This window comes from Pseudomonas sp. SMN5, from assembly GCF_052041925.1.
In the GTDB taxonomy this organism is placed as follows: Bacteria; Pseudomonadota; Gammaproteobacteria; order Pseudomonadales; family Pseudomonadaceae; genus Aquipseudomonas.
Window position 1 is genome coordinate 116,621 of record NZ_JBKGGX010000013.1, and the last position, 19,181, is coordinate 135,801.

At 51.8% G+C, this 19,181-nt stretch carries 10 protein-coding genes; 5 read left to right on the top strand and 5 right to left on the bottom strand.

Annotation, left to right across the window (positions count from 1 at the left end; translation table 11 throughout):
- Window positions 1-152 precede the first annotated feature (152 nt).
- Window positions 153-716, top strand: a complete 564-nt coding sequence (locus tag ACLEJR_RS15185; RefSeq protein WP_243055842.1) for a hypothetical protein — start codon at window positions 153-155, stop codon at window positions 714-716.
- A gap of 201 nt (window positions 717-917) precedes the next feature.
- On the opposite strand, the gene ACLEJR_RS15190 is transcribed toward ACLEJR_RS15185, so the two are convergent.
- The 4 genes from ACLEJR_RS15190 to ACLEJR_RS15205 all read right to left on the bottom strand — a co-directional run bounded on the left by ACLEJR_RS15190 (window position 918) and on the right by ACLEJR_RS15205 (window position 9,025).
- The gene (locus ACLEJR_RS15190) at window positions 918-2,165 is read right to left on the bottom strand and encodes a GIY-YIG nuclease family protein (protein WP_243055841.1); all 1,248 of its coding nucleotides are present in this window, start codon (window positions 2,163-2,165) and stop codon (window positions 918-920) included.
- 14 nt (window positions 2,166-2,179) lie between these two features.
- Complete coding sequence (locus ACLEJR_RS15195; protein WP_243055839.1) at window positions 2,180-4,258, bottom strand: DEAD/DEAH box helicase; 2,079 nt, start codon at window positions 4,256-4,258, stop codon at window positions 2,180-2,182.
- Between the two features lie 22 nt (window positions 4,259-4,280).
- Entirely contained in the window at window positions 4,281-7,037 is a 2,757-nt protein-coding gene (locus ACLEJR_RS15200; RefSeq protein WP_243055838.1) for a class I SAM-dependent DNA methyltransferase, read from the bottom strand.
- Window positions 7,038-8,413: 1,376 nt separating this feature from the next.
- The gene (locus ACLEJR_RS15205) at window positions 8,414-9,025 is read right to left on the bottom strand and encodes a hypothetical protein (protein ID WP_440814831.1); all 612 of its coding nucleotides are present in this window, start codon (window positions 9,023-9,025) and stop codon (window positions 8,414-8,416) included.
- Between the two features lie 661 nt (window positions 9,026-9,686).
- On the opposite strand from ACLEJR_RS15205, the gene ACLEJR_RS15210 reads away from it, so the two are divergent.
- The 3 genes from ACLEJR_RS15210 to ACLEJR_RS15220 all read left to right on the top strand — a co-directional run bounded on the left by ACLEJR_RS15210 (window position 9,687) and on the right by ACLEJR_RS15220 (window position 15,001).
- The gene (locus ACLEJR_RS15210) at window positions 9,687-10,505 is read left to right on the top strand and encodes a hypothetical protein (protein WP_440814833.1); all 819 of its coding nucleotides are present in this window, start codon (window positions 9,687-9,689) and stop codon (window positions 10,503-10,505) included.
- Window positions 10,506-10,574: 69 nt separating this feature from the next.
- On the top strand, window positions 10,575-10,955 hold the full coding sequence (locus ACLEJR_RS15215; protein WP_440814834.1) for a hypothetical protein: 381 nt from the start codon (window positions 10,575-10,577) through the stop codon (window positions 10,953-10,955).
- Window positions 10,956-11,236: 281 nt separating this feature from the next.
- Entirely contained in the window at window positions 11,237-15,001 is a 3,765-nt protein-coding gene (locus ACLEJR_RS15220; protein ID WP_440814836.1) for a hypothetical protein, read from the top strand.
- Between the two features lie 630 nt (window positions 15,002-15,631).
- On the opposite strand, the gene ACLEJR_RS15225 is transcribed toward ACLEJR_RS15220, so the two are convergent.
- Window positions 15,632-17,785, bottom strand: a complete 2,154-nt coding sequence (locus ACLEJR_RS15225; protein WP_440814838.1) for an AAA family ATPase — start codon at window positions 17,783-17,785, stop codon at window positions 15,632-15,634.
- Between the two features lie 670 nt (window positions 17,786-18,455).
- On the opposite strand from ACLEJR_RS15225, the gene ACLEJR_RS15230 reads away from it, so the two are divergent.
- On the top strand, window positions 18,456-19,094 hold the full coding sequence (locus tag ACLEJR_RS15230) for a flagellar biosynthesis protein (RefSeq protein ID WP_440814839.1): 639 nt from the start codon (window positions 18,456-18,458) through the stop codon (window positions 19,092-19,094).
- The last annotated feature ends 87 nt before the right edge of the window (window positions 19,095-19,181 follow it).

The following is a 19,181-nucleotide window of genomic DNA, read 5'->3' on the forward strand; positions in this document are numbered from 1 at the left end:
CTAGTTGCTGACCTGAGGGTCAAGCATCACAAGTGGCTAGACGTTCTAACTTGGATGTTTCGATGTGCCTGCCGGCGAACCTCGCCTATCGTGTGATAGTAGGAGTGGCTAGTGCTGGGCTACGCACTCAAAGGGTATGCAAAGGATTTGGAATGGCTAGTTTTTTAGAGTTTCTCACCAATAATGCTTCAAGATTGACTCTTCTCATGAGCTTTGCGGCGCTGTGCATAAGCGTTCGCAATGGCCTAACCCAAAACGCCTCCTACCAGCTGACGCGAGCAGTGCATCGCAGCGGCACGAATGACTTTCATGTTGTCAGCTCAGAGCAGTTGGAAGATTCGGTCCTGGTACAGCTCGTATATTTCAATCCTGGCGCAATCGCTACGGTCATCCAGAGCTTGGCAGTCTATGAGGTGCCTAAACCTATCTGGTGGCTACCGCGCAAATTTGATCTAGCCCGGAAATCAAGAATTGAGAAAGCCAAATGGTGGCCTGCTGGAAATGGGGACGAAAAGACCGCCAAGCTTTTTGCTGAAAATTTTCAATATCTGATGGTGAACGACTGCAGGGTCATATTCGTGAAGTTGCCAGGCATGATCAATCGCCTGGATCATGCCTTTGAACTGAAGACCAATCACGGGACATTGTTGACTATCTACTCGCTGGATTTTATCGATCGCGAGTTTTCATTCGACTCCAAGCGACATTTTAGCTAAATGGCGGTGATTCTGGCTCAGCGGCCCATTGGATTCAGACTATCTGTGGTTTTCTTGCCTATGGGCACTGACTGCTTAGTATATTTTCAATTCAACGCTACAGGCATAGGGGCGCTGATCGCCCCTGCCTGAATTACTTATTCTGAAGACTGCACTGCTTCAGTGAGAAAAAACCAAAGTAATTTTATAGGATTTTTATCCTCATAATAATCGCCGATCTTTTTTGATCATCTGGCCTGTCGTATTATCCATACGGTATTGAGTAATCGTTCCATCAATGATCCGATTAATTACTTCCCTTGCCACCTCTAGAGAGACAGCAAACCACTCACGCGGGCGATAATGTTCCCCATCCCTACCAACCAGATCCACATTGAGTCGCTGGACAGCCAGGAAGCCGTGAACAAGGGACTCGAACCTCTGTGGGTTCATGTTGTAACACTCAAATTCCGTTACCTTCTGTACCGGGCTTTCCAGAAACGCGATATCCCGCTCTGCATTACGAACGCGCTCATCTACCGTGAGTTCGGTGTACCCGATCTTGTACAGATGGGGGAACTGCGCCAAAGCAGGGTTATTGCTTAGCGACTTGACGATATATACCACGCCTGTGCGCCGATCACGGTGGGTCAGGCGGATGTCTTGGAAAGACTCAGCCAGAGCATCATCTCGATCACGCAGGATGCGGCGGCCAGTTTCTTCCATATAAAGGGCACGACCAAGCGAACGCCGCAGCATGTTCGACTCAGTGCCGTTCTCGAAGATCAAACGTAATCGGGCATCCTTGTGCTCTCCACGGCCATGCTCTTCACCAACCTCATCCACAAAACACATGACGCCATTGAGAATGAAAGCATCGCCAGCGGTGATCTGCCAGTTTTCGGCAAATTGAACGGACTCCGCCCGCCCACTTTTTAGGGCAGTATGTAGGTTCCTGAAAACCGATTCAAACCGCCAGAAATCCTCACATTTCGTCCGTTGCGCTACCTCATCCGGAATTTCCCTTTCGGACGGTACGTGTTTAATGTCAAGGATACTCATATCGCCGACATCAAGCAGCCCCATGTGATCACCACCCAAGATATCGTCGATGCTCATCACATCCTCGGGCGCGATGGGTTCTGCAGACATGAAATTTTGAACTGGCTCGCAAACGGCCAGCAAGCTATGCCGATCCAAAGTGGTTAGGGTGGCGTGATCGCTACCCTCCAAGATCGCCTTCAAGCGCTTTGCCATTTGTCTCTCGAACAAGTTTTCACCGTGCTCGTATGGCAGGCGGCCATGCTGATCAATGAACTGATTGATCTCTTCAAACCGAGAAGCCATCAGATCATTTTTTCTAGGGGGCGCAGGCCGGGGCTTTACGTTGAGCAGGCCGAATTCATCAGAGGCGCCAAAAATGTCATCCAGAGAATCAAGTTCGCGACGCTTTTTACCACTCAGGAACATTCCGTTGCCTCCCGTCAGACTACTTGCTGTTGCTGAAGCTTCTCGCGCTTACGTTTTTTCAGATACTCCAGACCTTCCGCATACCTTTTTTCGATAGGGTCATTCGCGGTAAGGGAAGGCTCGCGTCCTTTCTCTTGTCGGAATGCTACTATGCGTGGCCAGAGGATCACGGCCTCATCCTCGGTCATGTTGATGCGACCTGCCGCAACCACCTCTTGAATCGTCTTAAGCATCAAAGGGGTCACAGATTTCGACAGGATTTCGTAGGCACCGTGGAATGGGTTGACCTGATGGATCAAGTCGATTGTCACGTTGTCGATGTTGATGAACTTATCGCCCATCTTCACAAATTGACGATTGCCCTCCGGTGCAGCAGAAGGCTGAGAAATCGAGCTCGGCTGCGTGACGTAACTTTGGCCAGTCTCCGCCACCGCGTAGCATGCACCATCACTAGTGCTACCACACTCAATGATCACCGCGTCCGCCGGCAAATCTGCCTCATCAAACAACCCGCCCGAGGTGCCGATCAATACCTTGGTCAGAACACCCTCACGGACCTGCTCGACCTCCTCCGGCGTCAGGTCAGGGTATTTCGTCTCAATAATTTTTGGCAGCTCGGTCTCATTGATGACCTCGGGCGGTACTCCACCACCTACCAGAGACTTTCCTACCTCAGGCTTCTGGATCAGCGTCGCAATGATGTCATCGCTGTCACCATTCAGAATTTTGATAACTTTATCAGAGACAGGAGCAGTTACGTCATTGATAATGATAGTTCCAGGCTCAACAGTTTCACCTTCGACAATCTTCGAGCGCGGTTTAAAGGTGACGGTCGGTGCTAATACCTGCTCCATCAATAGCGACAAGGTGATCGCTTTGAGCATATTATTCACCGATATCTTCACATCCACATCTTCAGCATCTGGCTGAGCGATCAAGTTGGTGAACTGAGCATGAGCCTTCCCTTCCACATCACGGGTCGCGCGACCAATTATCTGAACAATTTCCGTCATAGAGCTACGATAGCCAATAGTCAGAACGTGCTCGCACCAAGGCCAGTCAAAACCTTCTTTCGCCATACCGAGGGCGATTACGGCATCCAGTTCATCTGATGCTTTAATGTTGCGGAGATACTCGATAACTGAGGCGCGTATTGGGCCATCGTCGACAAGGTTGGCCACTCTCATTAGCGAGCCATCTTTGCGCTTGACTGTGATAATTCCCGTGTTCAGATCTTGCTTCTGCACATCCCCCATTGCATCAAGAATATGATCAACTGCCTCATGTTTCGGCAGCGCAGCTTCGCCACTATTTACATTAGGAATGTGAATAATAGTCTTCTTTCGATTATCCAGCACATCCTTCATCGCATCGATATAGCGCCCCTGATAAAAATGATACCCAATGCCCAGCGATTTCAGATAACGATAACCATTGAGCTGTTCGTAATAGGTATATGTGACCTTATCGAACAGCTCCTCGTCTTCCGGGAGTAGAATCGGAACAGTGTCACCGCGGAAGTAGGAACCAGTCATCGCAACGATGTGTGCATTAGACCCCTTCATCAGGGAGTCAATAAGTGCGCCCAGGCGATTATCCCCATCGACGGAGACATGGTGGAATTCATCAATTGCCACTAGAGCTGAATCGAAATCAGCCGGTGCCAATTTCTCGAAGGCAAAGCGGAGGGTCGCATGAGTGCAAACGAGAATCTGTTCACCATCGGCTTGCATAAAGCGCCGGAACGATTCAACTTTCGTGCTTTCACCACCCGGCAAGCATAGGTTATTCGATGGAAGAACTGACCAATCAGAAAAGAAACCTTGCTTTGTCAGTGAGGTGTCTCGAAATGAGGCACCGATAGACATTTCAGGTACTGCGACAATGACTTTTTGTAAGCCTTGATTAACCAACTTATCGAGCCCCAAGAACATAAGGGCACGAGATTTTCCGCTAGCTGGCGGAGCCTTCAGTAGCAGGTACTGACTGTTGCGAGAAGCGAAGGCCCTAGCCTGCATTTCCCTCATCCCCATCTCATTTAACGTCGCGCTTTTACCAGTTTGCGCGTACTCCACTTTCAATAAGTCAACCATATTCTTGAGTCCTTTCCAGTTACTAGGCAGCAGTCTTGGATGCGCGGGGTTTACGGATTTTTTTGGTCTTAGCTTGATCAGCCAGCAGCTGACGCTCCTGCTCAATCAGCGTCTCATAACGGTCAAACAGGTGATCTAGGCGCTCAGAAACATCACGGAAGGGGCGAGATCGATATAGTCGTTCCACCGCTGTATCTAGCGCCTTGTGGGCAGATGTCAGATTATCCGGCATGTAGCTTAGGTCGTAGAGGTCAGCCAGCGACTTGTCGGGATAGTGCTCTCTAACCATCAGTACTTCTTCAGCTAGAGCTTCGATCTGCTTACGCTGCGCCTCGGAGGCTTCAGGCCATGGGAATGTGTTATAGACCAATGAGGCGGAATAGCGATAGTCGCTTTTCATACGCCCAGCCACAACACGCACCCAATCATTGTGCATGGTCGATGTAAGCACGCCGAACTCGTACAGAGTCGCATTGGGAATAATCTGCAAGTCGTTGTTAGCTATAACGGAGCTATCCACGTAGCCAATGGGAACATACATTCGGTTCTCGGAGGATGTTCTAGGAATGGCGAGATAATTACCAACTCGGGGCTGACGATTTTCCGTAAACAAATGAGGAGTATTAGCCTTCTTTTTAGTCTGCTCTTTCGGACTGAGAAGTCGAGTACTTTTCACACGCTCAACACGCTTCATTACCTCGGGCATACGACTCAGTTCATCGGGTGAACAATCAGCCAGCCACAAGCAATACCGCGTAACTCCGGAAAGAAGATCGTCCGCCCCACGATAGGGTTTAATCCACTTAGCAGAGGCCGGCTCTGAGGCGATGAGCTGCTCCCGCTCTGTAGCATCTAAGATAAGATGCCCACCGTCGGCGGCAATACTTCCATTGGCAAAAGGTGTGACATTGACGATTGGCTTACGCCGTCCATAAGCGACAGTATTGCCCCCCTCAATTAGGTATGGGCTGATATTGGAAACTATCTGAGCACGCCATTCATTTCCAATGTGCTTAAAAATAATTCGATTAGATGGATTATTGGACAACCCAACAATCACAACATGAACAGCTGCGTTTTTCTTCGCACTATTTTTCCACTTGAATGGTTGGTATGCGAAGCTGATACTCAGGCCGAGATCAAGAACAGCTGGCCAAAGCATTGCTACCTGTTCGCCTTGGCAGATTGAGTTAGTAGATACCAGAGCCAACTCAGATCGAGTACTATTGATGTACTGTGCGCCCTTCCAAAACCAACACGCTACGAAATCAAGGTCTTTGTAGCTGTCAAACCCTTGAAAAGTCAGGACCATATCGTCATCTTGCTCTTTAGAGCGATCTTTACCAGATGCAACAAAAGGTGGATTCCCTATTACATACACCTCATCATTGGCCATATTAGGACAAACACTGCTCCACTCAAGTCGCAGACTATTCCCATGAATAACATTTCCACTTGCCTTCAGAGGCAGCATCGGCTCCGCGTGCCCGAAGGCAACTTTAAACTCAGTGTGCATCTGATGTTCAACAAGCCACAAGGACAGCAAAGCAATCTCATGAGCAAAATCGTCCATTTCGATACCATAAAATTGCGACAACTTAATACCACTCATGAAAATCACACGCTGCTTACTGAAATCATTCAGCGCACGAAAAACCTCCATCTCGAAACGGCGCAATTCTTTATAAGCGATAATAAGAAAGTTTCCCGACCCACAGGCCGGATCGAATACTTTTATTTGAGCAACACGCTCCAGCAATGCCTGCAGCTTTCTCTCACTACCTCGCGAAACCTCTAACTCCGCATACAGCTTGTCCAGGAACAATGGCTGGATGACCTTCATGATATTACTCACGGAGGTATAGTGCTGACCCATGCTACTGCGCTGTTCTTCATCGATCACCGCCTGGAACATGGAGCCAAATATATCCGGATTGATCTGAGACCAATCGAGAGTTCCGCACTCCAACAGCAAACGGCGAGATTTTGCCCCGAATGAGGGGATCGTCAACTGTTGCTCAAACAAACCGCCATTTACATACGGGAAAGCCTGCAGGTGTGCAGGTATGGACTGACGCAGGGTATCTGCTTCAGCAGCGTTCAGGACCGCGAACAGTTTTCCAAGGAATTCCGAAATGTCCTCTCCATCTTCGCGAGTCGTGGACTTGATCGCATCAGTGAACTGATGCTTCTCAAAGATCCCTGTATCTTCAGCAAAGAAGCAGAACAGCAGGCGGGTCAGGAACACATTTAGGCTATGTACATCATCAGCGCTAGTGATTTGGTTACGCTCACGGATCAAGTCAAACAGCCGCCCCATCTTCTCCGCTGCCTTTACATCTGCCACGCTTTCGCTGTGAATATAACTCTTCTCTAACCCCGCCAACGGCAGGAAAAAACTGTACTGCTGGTGGAGCTCGGTGAATGCTGTTTCCAAGCGCTCATCCGCCTTCAGGTCGTAAGCGACCAGCAGTTCAAAGTCAGTCGCGATCACAAAACGGATCTTCTGCGCCTTGATAGCATCACCATTCCGGAGGAGCTCCACGATCTCGTGGAGCTCCTCACCGGCTTGAATAGGGTGAAAATAGAGCTGGCCTTTCAGTGCGACATCACCAGTGATCTTCGCCACGTTACGAGCACCGCCGTTCCTTAGCTGAGTGATCGTGCTCTTTGCGAAACCGTAGGCGTCCAGAAAGCCATAGATGAATTCATTTTCAACGCCTGACTGCTGGGTCAACGATTGCAGCATGTCATAGAGCAAGGTTTGGTTGATCGACATGAATTACTTCCTTGATGAAGGCTTGGCTGATAGCTGGATCAATGACTGATGAAAAATGGGCAAAGCAGAAAAGGTCGTAACCCAGAGGGCCGACCATCTATAACGTCTCGGCGATAAGTAATCCTGGGGGCGAGCCTTAACCGCTTAGACGAACCTGAACCAGCATCGTCGTTTGGCGCTCTATGGCTGCGAGCAGCTGCAGGGTTCCCCACAAGCGTCACCGCCACGACAGCCTGCAAAAGAACTCTTTACATCTGATGCAGGCCACCTTGCGAGCAATATCGAAAGGCCACACCCTAGTCAAAATGGCGGTTGACGTCCACATTGGCTGTTCATACAGGTAAATAATCTGAACAGGTTACGGCGCCCAGGACAGGAGTGGTCGAAGCCTAGGGCCACAAGCCTATTTATCTGTAAAGCCTTCAGACACACTGCCAGCGGCCAGGCCGTCACGACCTTAAGCATTGTCCACCAACCCCTCAAGACCCTTCACCACCGGGAGTGGAAGAGCCTTAGAGTAAACCTCACCCTGGCGCGATCATCGCGCGCTGGGCTGGCCGAATCGAGCCGAGTACGCGGATGGTCTTGATAGACGCTCCATTTTTCTGTCGCTGGTCTTCAACAGCATACACGACGGAATTTAATGGATGGCCCCACCTGCCGAGAAGTAGTATGGATTGAATGCTTAGCCAGTGGCCAACGAACGCACCGCAAACGCTGGCAACCGTAACGCTGTGGCGGTACTCGGGGTACGCCTGAATGAGATCTGTAATTCCTAAACGGATAGTGCCGCGCTACCTGCAATAGCACCGCCAACCTGGACAAGCCTTCGTGGCTTCGACTAACGGCTCGGCAAGCCTGTGCCAATCTTCATCCTGCTGATGCTGGATAGCCTCAACACGCTAACGGCTATTGCGAGCTATCCAGGTTGTACAGTTAGACCCAACTGGTCGGTGCAAGACCTAGAAACTTGCTGCAGAATTCCAATTGGTATTCCAGCTGTAACCACTAACCGATTTTCAGATGCCTAATCAGTATCTTATTGGACCAATTCAACTTACCCCGGCTCCACCAATTTGTCTTCCCAGGAAGACCCAGAAAAGCCGTAAAGCCTAGATAAATCAAAGCTTACGGCTTTTTTCTTGCCTGCGTTTCTCCACCTAATCCGGGGGCATTCCACGGTTGATGGGGGCATAAAACGCTCAGCGGCCCGTTCAGAGAGGATGTAATCCTGATGCCCTCGAAAGAAACCAAGTGCCGCAACGCCAAAAATCCTAGACAAGCCATAGGCACTTTTTCTGCAGTATGACTCGATTGATGTCATCGCCCCGCAACAAGACTAATACGTATCTGTTCAGTTTCACTTGTGCGGTGCTCTAGAAATTGCTGTCCTCAACAACGCACTCTAGAGACGGGAATCCGCTCAGTGAGAACATCCATGAAAGCGAATCGCCAAGTGCCCGCACAGCACTCTGCCCACCATCTGAATGTAGCTCTGCCGTAATGGTAAGGTTGACTGGCTTTTTCGGTAACTCACGACCTGGCCCAACAAGAGGCGCCATCGACACCAGGTATGCAGCTTTGGCTACCTCCTCCAAAAAAGAGTGGGCCAGTCCGGTGCCTCGGCTGCTATTGGCGAGATACACCGCATCTAGGGTGACAGTGAGATAGATTTCGTCAGAGAATTCCATGCCGGAAAAACTCAGCACGGCAACGCCGACCAACGAACCGTTCGTCCAGAGCTCATAGCAAGGACGACCGAGAAAATTCGAAGGCTGTAGCAGATCTCCTACTGGTCTTTTCCTGCGAAAAAGCCCTTTGATCTGCTGATCAGTGGCAAGGTGATAAGTGACCAGATAAAGCTGCTCGCGCCCCGAATTCAGAAAGTTCGTACTGGCCGCCAAGCTGCAAGGCTCAGGCTCGGGGAAGACTAGATCACTGCCTTCATCTTCCAACGCTTCAGCTATGTCCTGAGAGTGAACGTCCATTTCTCATCCTTCGCTATCAATAAAAAAAACCTAGGCTGGTAAGGGGTTGCCTCCTGCATAAGCTGGCCCCCCGCACACTGCTATTTATTGGGTCGGGGGAATAACCAAGTGCCCGTTTGTAGTCGAAAGCAGCCAGCCACAGCACTGATCAATTCCGATGCAAAAAATTGGTTCGGCACCATCTCGGTTCACACGAGCTTGTAGCTGCTAGATAGTACTTCGCTCAGAATGAAAACATGAAAAAAGGGGACAGATTTATTGTCAAAAAAATAAACCTGTCCCCCTTTTTCCGGTGGACCGGAGCATTAGTGATTCAATCACTGGACACGCCCCAGAAACAGTCGCCAGCAAACATTATGATGGCGGAGCTACGATGTAATAGAAGCTCGGCCGCGCTTTTGTATCTTCCTATCCCGCAGCGGTGATATGCCTCACTAGCTACAAGGTAGATTTTTTGGATCGATTTGGAGAAACCCTGACGAAAGGTATCACTAGTCACCGGCTGAAATGTCCGCGTACCATCTAGGAGGGTGTTAGAGGTCAACCGCAACGCTACGCTAGCGGCCCTACATAGTCAGTCCCTCAATGAACGGGCTACGGAGTCGGGTTAGGCTCCACTTATTCGTACTACTCGGAATCGATCTCGCAGGGAATTGCACCGATGCTGCATCACTACACGACAGTGAACACGTTGGCTTTGATACTTAGGCACCAGACTTTACGCTTCACTCGCTTAGACCAGTTTGATGACATAACCGAAGGCCGGTCGCTGGGCCCTTTTCCTCTCGGGGCGCGGATGTTTGCAAGCTGCTGGTCTGCAGCCGACGAAGAAAGCATACCGCAGTGGGCAATGTACGGAGACTCTATGCGGGGTGTTCGCCTTTCGCTCCGCTCTGACCCCTTCACGTGGCGTCCAATCGATATCAGGTGGCACGAGAATTTTCAATTCCTCGATCTTGAAGCGCCGTACAGCGTTGAAGAGATGCTCGCCGCCAACATAACGCTGCTTCCTACGTCTCAGATGAGACAAACATTCGGTCAACCAGTGAACTACGTGCCGGACGTATCCGCTGCGATTGGGCGATTTGCTACCGTATCCAGTGACAATGAAATCACACTCCATGGTGAAGGCACTGAAATCGCATTCTTGAAGTCTGACGCGTGGGCGTTTCAGCAAGAGTATCGGTTCGTAATGGTCGCCGCGCCGGGTCCCACAGAGCCGTACACCGGCGACGCATCTGCATATATTGAATCCAGAAAAATCTGGCATCGAAAAGGCGTCGACCTCATAAGAGGAATCCCTAGCCCTCTTCACGTCGACCTGAAGCTAGATCACAAAGCGCTGATGAATGCGGAAATTTTGATAGGACCTTTAGCGCCGCCGGGCACGATGGAGATTGTTGAAGCGCTCATCGCGCGTTTCGCAGTGGGTGCAGTCGTGCGTGAAAGCAACCTCAGAGGTATGATTCGCCCGAAGTAGTGAAAAAAGGGGACAAATTTATTATTTGAAAAAATAAATCTGTCCCCTTTTTCAGGCACTGCAATCCCATTGAAAATCCCGAAAACCATTGCGGGCTTGGCTCTGCTATTTGAGTTGATGGAAGGTGGGCGGGAAGCTGTGGGCCGAGAGTCCAATGAGCGCGCCATTGAACGGGCAAACTGCCTGATGAGCCATGCCCAGCGACTGTACGGCGCGGCAATCAACGCCCCACTTCTCGGGGCACGGTTGCTCCTAGAACGTCAGCAGAAATTTCCCGAGCCGTTTACCGCACGGGAACTGCGCCAGAAGGATTGGACGGGATTGGGTTCGCAGGATGCCGTAAATAATGCGCTCGCAGTTCTGGCTGAATACGACTTCATCGTTGGCTACGAGGTGGCCGGAGAAAAAGGTGGCCGCCCATCGACACTCTATGTCTGGCGAAAAACGTAGCTCCAAACTAGCTTGTTTACTAAAAAGGCCGGCGGGGCGACCTACAAAACCCACGAAACCTAGTTCTGTAGGTTTTGTAGGTAGCTTTACCCTGGCTGGGAGGAGTGTTCTGCGTTCAAGTGGAGATATCTCTTTTTAGGCGCTCTGGGGCTAGGCACGAGGGACTGACTGTATCCGCTGCATGCTTGGCAGTTTTATTCTGGCGTACGGTAGAGTGCGCTTCTGCTAAGGGGCCGCGCCGTTTCGGCCACACCGCTGCACCATGCGAAAGGAGAGATACGTTGAAATGGATCAGCGCGCTTGAACTAGGGCAGTGGGCCGACACCCTCCAAGCCAAGGATAAAATGCCCGAACTGGTGGCTGACCTGATCTGGGCCACAGCCTCGAGAGTCAGGCGGCTTCGATTTCTGCAGGGTGACATGGGGCAGATCCGAGGGTTTGATGGCTACCTTGATGTCGATTCAACTTCCCCGTTCGTGCCCGACGGGAAGTCGATTTGGGAGTTCGGGACTAATGGCGCAGGCAAAACTAAGGCACAAGGTGACTATAACAAGCGCACCGCCGAGGTGGATGCAGAAACACGTGCTCAGCACACCCTAGTCATCGTATCGCCAAGGACGTGGGACACGCCTAAGGTAAAGGTTGAGGACTGGCTTGATGAAAAGAACAACCAAGGGGATTGGAAGCGTGTCGTCTACCTTGATGGCCCGTTGCTGGAGGATTGGCTTGGGCAAAGTCCGGCTGTAGCATCCCGATGGGCCCGTTACCAGTTCAGGAGCGCACCACAACAAGGTGTGCTCAGCACGGAAGAGTTCTGGCAGTCCTTTTCCAACCGCTATGATCCTGCACTGTCGGAAGACGTTCTGCTCGCAGGGCGTGAATCCCAGGCTGAAGATCTGCTGCGAAACCTGGCCCAGGGAAGTGGGCGCTTGGCGTTTGCTGCGGACACTACCGATGAAGTCATCGCCTTTGCAGTCGCCGCTATTCGCAAGGCGCCCGAAACTGTGCGCAAGCCGCTCGAAGCCCGCACCTTGGTTGTTGAGACAGAGGATGCAGCTAGGCACTTAGTCAACACGTGCAACCTTATCTACCTTCCCCGAAACGGTGCGCGCAGCTGCGTTGGACTCCTCAAAACTTCTGGCCCTACAGTGATAAGCGCCGGGGCGGATGACAAAAAGAGCGATCATGTCGAGCTGACGCGACCGACCAGCACCCAACTTGGTAAAGCGTTCACCGGCATGGGTATGTCTGAAAGCGAAGGGTATGAAACTGCCCGCAAATGTGGTCGGAGCCTGGCGGTCTTGGCTCGACAGAAGCCTAGCGGTACCGCTGAGTTGCCAACATGGATCGGCGAGGCTGATGCATTAATACCAGCAATGTTGGCAGGAGCATGGGTCTGTGATATCGAGCATGATCAACAAGTTCTCAGCTCGCTCAGCCAGAAACCTTATGACGAAACCGAGGATGAGCTGCTCAGATTCTTGGTCATGCAGGATTCGCCCATCGAACGCATTGAGAATTTGTGGGCGACAAAAGCCCCAGTAGATGCGTTCTTGCACCTTGCTCCTCGGGTCGGACGCAAGCACCTTGACCTATTCAAAGCGGCTTTGACCACTGTTTTCGAGTCGGCTGTGGCCTCGCATAAGCCTCCGACTGCAGACGAACCATTCGTAATGCGCAACAAGCGCGACCTGGAAACCTCGCACAGCGAACAACTCAGAAACGGATTGATGACCACGCTACTACATATGGCAGTACTGCATAAGCATGCTGGCTTCACGGTAGCGGGGGGTGACCCGCAAGCTTTTGTAGATGGCTTGGTTAGGTCGATTCACGGCCTGTCGACCAACCATACGTTGATGGCAAGCCTGAACCAAAATCTTGCGCTGCTTGCTGAGGCATCTCCTGGCCCTTTTCTTGAAGCCCTCGAGCGCCAGCTTGAGGGCGACTCGCCGTCAATCCGGCACATTTTCGACGAGCACCCCGGAATGCTCGCACCAGTGACATACCACTGCGGTTTGTTGTGGGCACTGGAAGTAATCGCGTGGGATGCCTTTTATTTTCAGAGAGCCGTGCTATGCCTTGCCAAGCTTGCCGCAATCGACCCGGGCGGCAAATTGAGCAACCGTCCTATCAACAGTCTGCGCGCAATCTTCCTCTCTTGGGTACCAAGTACATCTGTGGGAACAAAGCGTCGGTTGGCCGTTCTGCAGTCAACGGTGAAGGCTGTCCCGAGCATTGCTTGGCCGCTGCTCACTAGCTTGCTACCCCGTTCAGGAGATACAAGCTCTCCAACCGAAAAACCGAAGTTTCGGGAGTACGAGCAGGATCACGCTGAGACCCTGACTTATGGTCTGGTCTGGGAGAGTGAAGCCAAGATCATCGCACTGGCGATAGATGAAGCAGGTTCGATTGCGGAGCGCTGGGTTTCGTTGATTAACTCAATGCAGACCTTCCATGATGCTCCTTTCGATTCTGCTGTCGAGCGGCTCGGTGAAGTGCTAAGCGCCGTCGACACTGACGACAGAACCCAAATCTGGAAAGCCCTGAATCTGGAGGTCAAGCATCACCAGAAATATTCGACCACAGATTGGGCGATGCCGAATGAGCGTATTGAGCTATTGGCTGCCCTGGTCGACCGATATGCCCCTAAAGCATTAGTAGAGAACCACACTTGGTTGTTCGACGATTGGATGCCGCCTGTGGACGGTCTTGATGACGATGATGCTGACCCAACCAAGGTTGTGGAGGATGCCCGTCTGCAGGCTCTGAAGGCGGTGTATGACGCCCTGGGCGTTCAGGGCATCTTGCAGATGACGAGCCGCGTCAAGATTCCGCACTCCGTAGTTTACTCCGCATTGCGTCTTGACATGTCTTACGAAGAGCGCCTCGCGTTGTTTACTGGCCTGCTAAGTAGCGCATTGCAGGAGCTAGAGTTTGCTGCTGGAGCAGTGATGTCGGATGGAATCACTCGCTTTTCAGATAAGTGGAAGCAGGCGGCGCGTTCGGCAGTACTGAGAGTCGGCCTAGGTTCTGATCGTGTAGTTAGAATGATCGAACGTATCCCGGAGAATATGCAGACATGGCTGTACATCGAGTCCTTCGGAGACGAGATAACGAAAGCCTATTGGTCTCTGAAAACACCCTACCCGCTTGAAGTAAGCACCGATGAGCTGCTCCACGCAGTCCGCAAATATCGAGAGGTTGGGCGTCCTGTCGCTGGCTTAAGCGCCGTATCCCGCAGACTCGGTGAGATTCCGACAGAGGATGTTGTAGCGCTGCTAATCGAGGGCGTTGAGGAGCAAAACTCCCAGCCTGGCGATCGTATGGCCACCAGCTTCTTTGACATTGAGAAAGTCATTAGTGAGCTGGCCGACCGACCGGACACCACGCTGGAACAAATTGCGAGTCTGGAGTTTACCTACCTCCCGATGCTACGCGACGATCCAAAAGCCTTGCATAAAATGCTGCTTGAACAGCCCAGCTTCTTCATGGAAATGGTGTGTCAAGTGTTTAGAGCCAAGGACGAAAAACCAGTGGATACTTCTGCATTGCAGAAAAGCCGAGCCACTAATGCTTATCGCTTATTGAAAAGCTTAAAGTCTTTGCCAGGTCAGTCTGATCAAGATGTCGACCAGGATGCGCTACTAGCCTGGTGTCTTGAGATCCAGCGCTTGGCAGCGGAGCAGAATCGTCAGGACATCACTGATCAATTGATCGGCCAAGTTTTGGCACATGCACCATTGAGCTCTAAGGATGGAGCATGGCCACATGAAGCAGTTAGACATGTCATCGAGACGCTTGCTTCTTCTCAGGTAGAACTCGGGATTCACATCGAAAGATTCAATATGCGAGGTGTGTTTTGCAAAGCGATAGGGGAAGGCGGTGATCAGGAGAGGAGTTTGGCCCGTCAAGCACAAGAATGGGCTGATGCCTCGTTGGACTTCGCACGTACCAACACACTGCTTGAGGCCATCGCTCAGGCATGGCTGAAAGACGCTGAACGCGCAGATACGATGGCCAAGCAGGACGCTCTGCGTCACTGATTCGCGGTATGCGCGCCGCCAGGCTTGGTTACGGATCCAGCCCCAGTCGAGGCGGATTGCTTCATCGCCTATGACTTGCGGGAAGATTTAGCACGACACCACGTGCTCAGGAAAAAAGGGGACAGATTTATTATCTGAAAAAAATAAATCTGTCCCCTATTTCCTGAGCAGGCTCACGTCTGCGATTAGATCGGGCGGCAACGCAAGCTGGATAATCGACGTTTTCTAGATAAGGCGAGAGAGGATGCAGCCACCCCCGCAGGGGTGTTCAATTACCGACGTGGAAGCGAGCGAAGGTGCTTACGAACCTTCTCCCAACGACCAAAGCGGTAACGATCGTATTGCCGAACCGGCACTACTTTTTCATGATTTCTCATGACACGTTCTCCATTCATTCTCAGCCAACTGCTGATAGCCTTCACATCCCATATGCAAAGCAGGGCAATCGAATGCGTGGCGGGAACAGAGATCTTTGGGGGTAGCTGCGGATCGGATAGTAGCAGGGGGGTAGGATGCTTGGGAAGGCAGATTGCCATGTAAAGCGAGGCGTTATTCGGCCGTCCTCTCAAGCGACCAAACCCCGAGCCCCAGGCCCCGCCGATCACGGAGCTCGAGCCCGGGCCCGATGAGTCAAGCCATCATGCGATTGAAGTGATCCTCGAACTGTGTCGCGACAAAGACCTGCCGGAACTGATCAAGGTACTGTTGCGCATTGATGTCGCCGAATTCGGTAATGTTCACCGGGTCGGAATGCGACTCTCGATTGATGTAGCGGTAGAAGGCACGGAAGTTGGGGTTCGCTTCGGCCAGACCATCCAAGGCTTTCCAAAGCCTGTCTTTGTGTTGAACGAAGCTGAAGTAGTACTCCAAGATGTTCCGCATCATGTTTGGTATGAGGGAGGGCGACGCTTTTCCCTCCAGCGCATCTTTCAAAGTGTGCCAGAACGCCTGATAGTCGTTTTTGATATCTTCTTTTCTCAGTGGGTGGATGACGCTGTACACCGACTTTGAAACCTTGAAGAGAGCTAGATCCCCACTGCGCTGATCATCCTCTATGAGCTTGATCAGCTCATGGAAGAAGAACAGGTTATGCGTCAACACTAATACCTGCTTGAAGCGACTTGCTGGCAGGAGCACCTCTCGGCGGATGAGGGTCGCTACGTCGTAAACGTAGTTGTGCGAGAGACTGGAAATCGGATCATCGATCACCACGATCCGATCAGCCTTTACCTTAGTCGAATTGGCATCAAGCTCACCATTGCACACTTCGAGGAAGTAAAGGAATGAAATTAGCGTCTTCTCACCTTCGCTCAAGGTTTTAAAGACCTTCTCCTGAGCTTCGAGCCGCTGCAAACGGTACTGAGGGACTTCCCCTTCTTCCCGTACCAACTTGAAGCCCTGTAGGCCCAGCAAGCCCAACCAGCGGTTGATGTTCCCGACTGCTTGGTCGATGTTAGTAATTTGGGATTTGGCATCCGCAACGAGACGGCCTTGGGCAGCGATATCCCTGCGTATGTTGGTAACGGCTTCCCGCTTCATCGTACGCTGACGGACAAACTCTTCAATTTTAGGCTCAGCATGTTTGAACTGTTCATCGCAGAGTCCCCGGTAGCAGTTCCAGAACCGATCAGCAATCAGGCTAAGGTGTTTGGTTTTCTCTCGAACCTTCTCGTTGATGGCATCGATCCGTGCTTGTTCGACCGCGATCAGGGCATTGATCTCTATGATCTTGGGTGCCGTCGGAGCCAGCTCAACAGAGGTCGAGGGTGTCCGGAGCTTATCTTCGACCAGGCGAAGGTTCGAGATAACCAGTGCCTTCAGCTCAGAAGTCAGCTCGGTCAGCAAGGAGTTGGGATAGGTCACCCCTTCAATCTCTGACAGGATCTGGCTGGCGGCTCTCTGGTACTGCGCGCGAAGCGTGTCGAGGCTCCTAATACGCTCCTCGTAGGTCGTATCGAACACCTTCTGGAGCTGATGGTAGAGATCATCTGGTAGCGACTGCTGGCAGAGCGGGCATTGTTCAGAGTGCTCATTGAAAAAATCGAAAGAGTGCTTGACCCAATCGGAGTTGCCAAGCTTAAGGATCAAGGCGGACAGGTAAGACTCGTCAGACGCTGTTATCCGTTCCTGAAATAGCGGGGACTCCTCTACCGCTTGTTCGGAAAAAGTGAGCTTGCGGATCGAAGGAACCGGCTGATCGCTGGCCTTATTGATCTCGTCGACCTCAGCGGCCAGACGCTCGAAGGTGTCAGTCGACTCCTTGTAGACCAAGCCTTTGACCTTCTCCAGTAGCCGATCTTTGGTGTTCGGACCTTGGAGACAATACCGGAGCGACGTGTTCTCCGCCTGCTTCCTTGGGGCCCAAATGCCTTCCTTCAGAGCCTCCTCCAAGGCGTCTTGCGCAGTCTTGATCTCCTGGCCGGCCTGGAGCTCCACCTCCTCCTCAGTAGCCAGCTTCTTGATCGTCGCTTCTGCTCCGGCGAGGGCTTTCTCGGCTTCGATGTTACCTTGGTTCAGCGTGAAAATTCCCGGCTGCCCGCCGCCATGAAAATTCTTCTCGACGAAATTTTGGTTGTACACAAGGATGTCTGGCTGTCCGTTAGCCCCATCCATCCGGCAGCCGTGGAACATGGGTTCGTCCGTAGCTTGCAAGAAGTTTCCAATCGTGGTTTTACCAGTACCATTTTGTCCATAAATCAAGTTGATTTTCTTAAGCGGCCCCAGCACAGCATTAGCTCCAGGCGCATAACTGGATACATCTCGCAATGAAACGTTCAGGATCATTTTAAGCTCTCCTTGACAATGGTAGTGGACGGTCTTCCCTGCGCTATGCATAACTACATCTGGCACCCTTTTCGCATGTGCCCGAACGGCGGAGCGAACTTCGCTACAAACTGTAGACACAGACATCTGGTTGTCGGCCTAAAACACTAGGTCTGAAGGCCATGGGCTTACCAAGAGACCGTATATGGCCGATTTCTGTTTATCGCAACCGGCAGCTATGGGCAATTCTCTGCAGATCATTGGTACGAAGCGTGCTGTTCAACTCCGATGAAATCGGGGCTCAGATCGAATGCACCGGGTAGTCAGGTAAAGTGCAATTCGGCACGGTATTCCATTTGGTATTCCAACCCAAAAATAAAATATTAATATCAAAAATCAATAGTTTAACGAGAAGGGTAAAATTACCCCGGCCCATACAAGCATTACAAATCATGCACTTAGCAATTCCCGCAAGTCCCTTTTATGCCATCAGGCTCGGTTTAGGCCCACAATCCAACAGCCCCCCTGTTAGGACAGCTCCCAGCGCTCTCGCCCCCATTTCCTTGTCACCCCCATTAAATAGTGCACACCCCACTTCCCTGAGTACCACACAACCGCTAAGCTCCCGGTCGCCCTCGCCCCAATACAGGCCAAGGGCCACCAAGGACTAACGAACCGTTCAGGAACCACCATGCCGTATTTAAAAGCTTCCATCGTCGCCCTCGCTCTCGCCTCATTGGTGGGATGCGCGACCAACCGTTCCGAGGTCGACGTCACGGGCCCTGCACCGCAAGCCGGCACTCAGGGTCAAGGTCGGCAGGTGTACATCAGCGCCGTGGATGAGCGGGTGTTTCAGATCGACCCGCGCAGCGCCGATATCCCTTCGCTGAAAAACGATGAAGAAGTGAACGACACCAGCATCACTCAACGGGCCATTGGGCGTAAGCGCAACGGTTTCGGTAAAGGCCTGGGCGATGTGGTGCTGCCTTCGGGTCGTACTGTGTCGCAACTGGTGGGCAACGCGGTGGCTACCGCTTATCAGCAGGCTGGCTACCAAGTCGTAACGACACCAACCCCAAGCGCCGCAGCGGTGAATGTGCACATTATCGAATACTGGTCGTGGTTTTCTCCCGGTGCATTCACTGTGGCCGTGAACAACAAGGCCCACTTGAAAATCGAAAGCCCCGGTGCCGCGCCACTGGAGGTGATCAGCGGTGCACGCGACAGCATGCAGGTGGCCACTGACAGCGACTGGAAGAAGATCAACGAGCAAGGCCTCAGTGCCATCGTCACCGAGACTGGCAAGCAACTGGGCAAGGCCAAGCCATAAGGCTATTCCCGGCCTACTGTCAGCGTCAATCGAGCGCAAAGAATCCCGTAGTTGTCTGCCTTCGCGGGCAGCTATGGGATGGTGTGA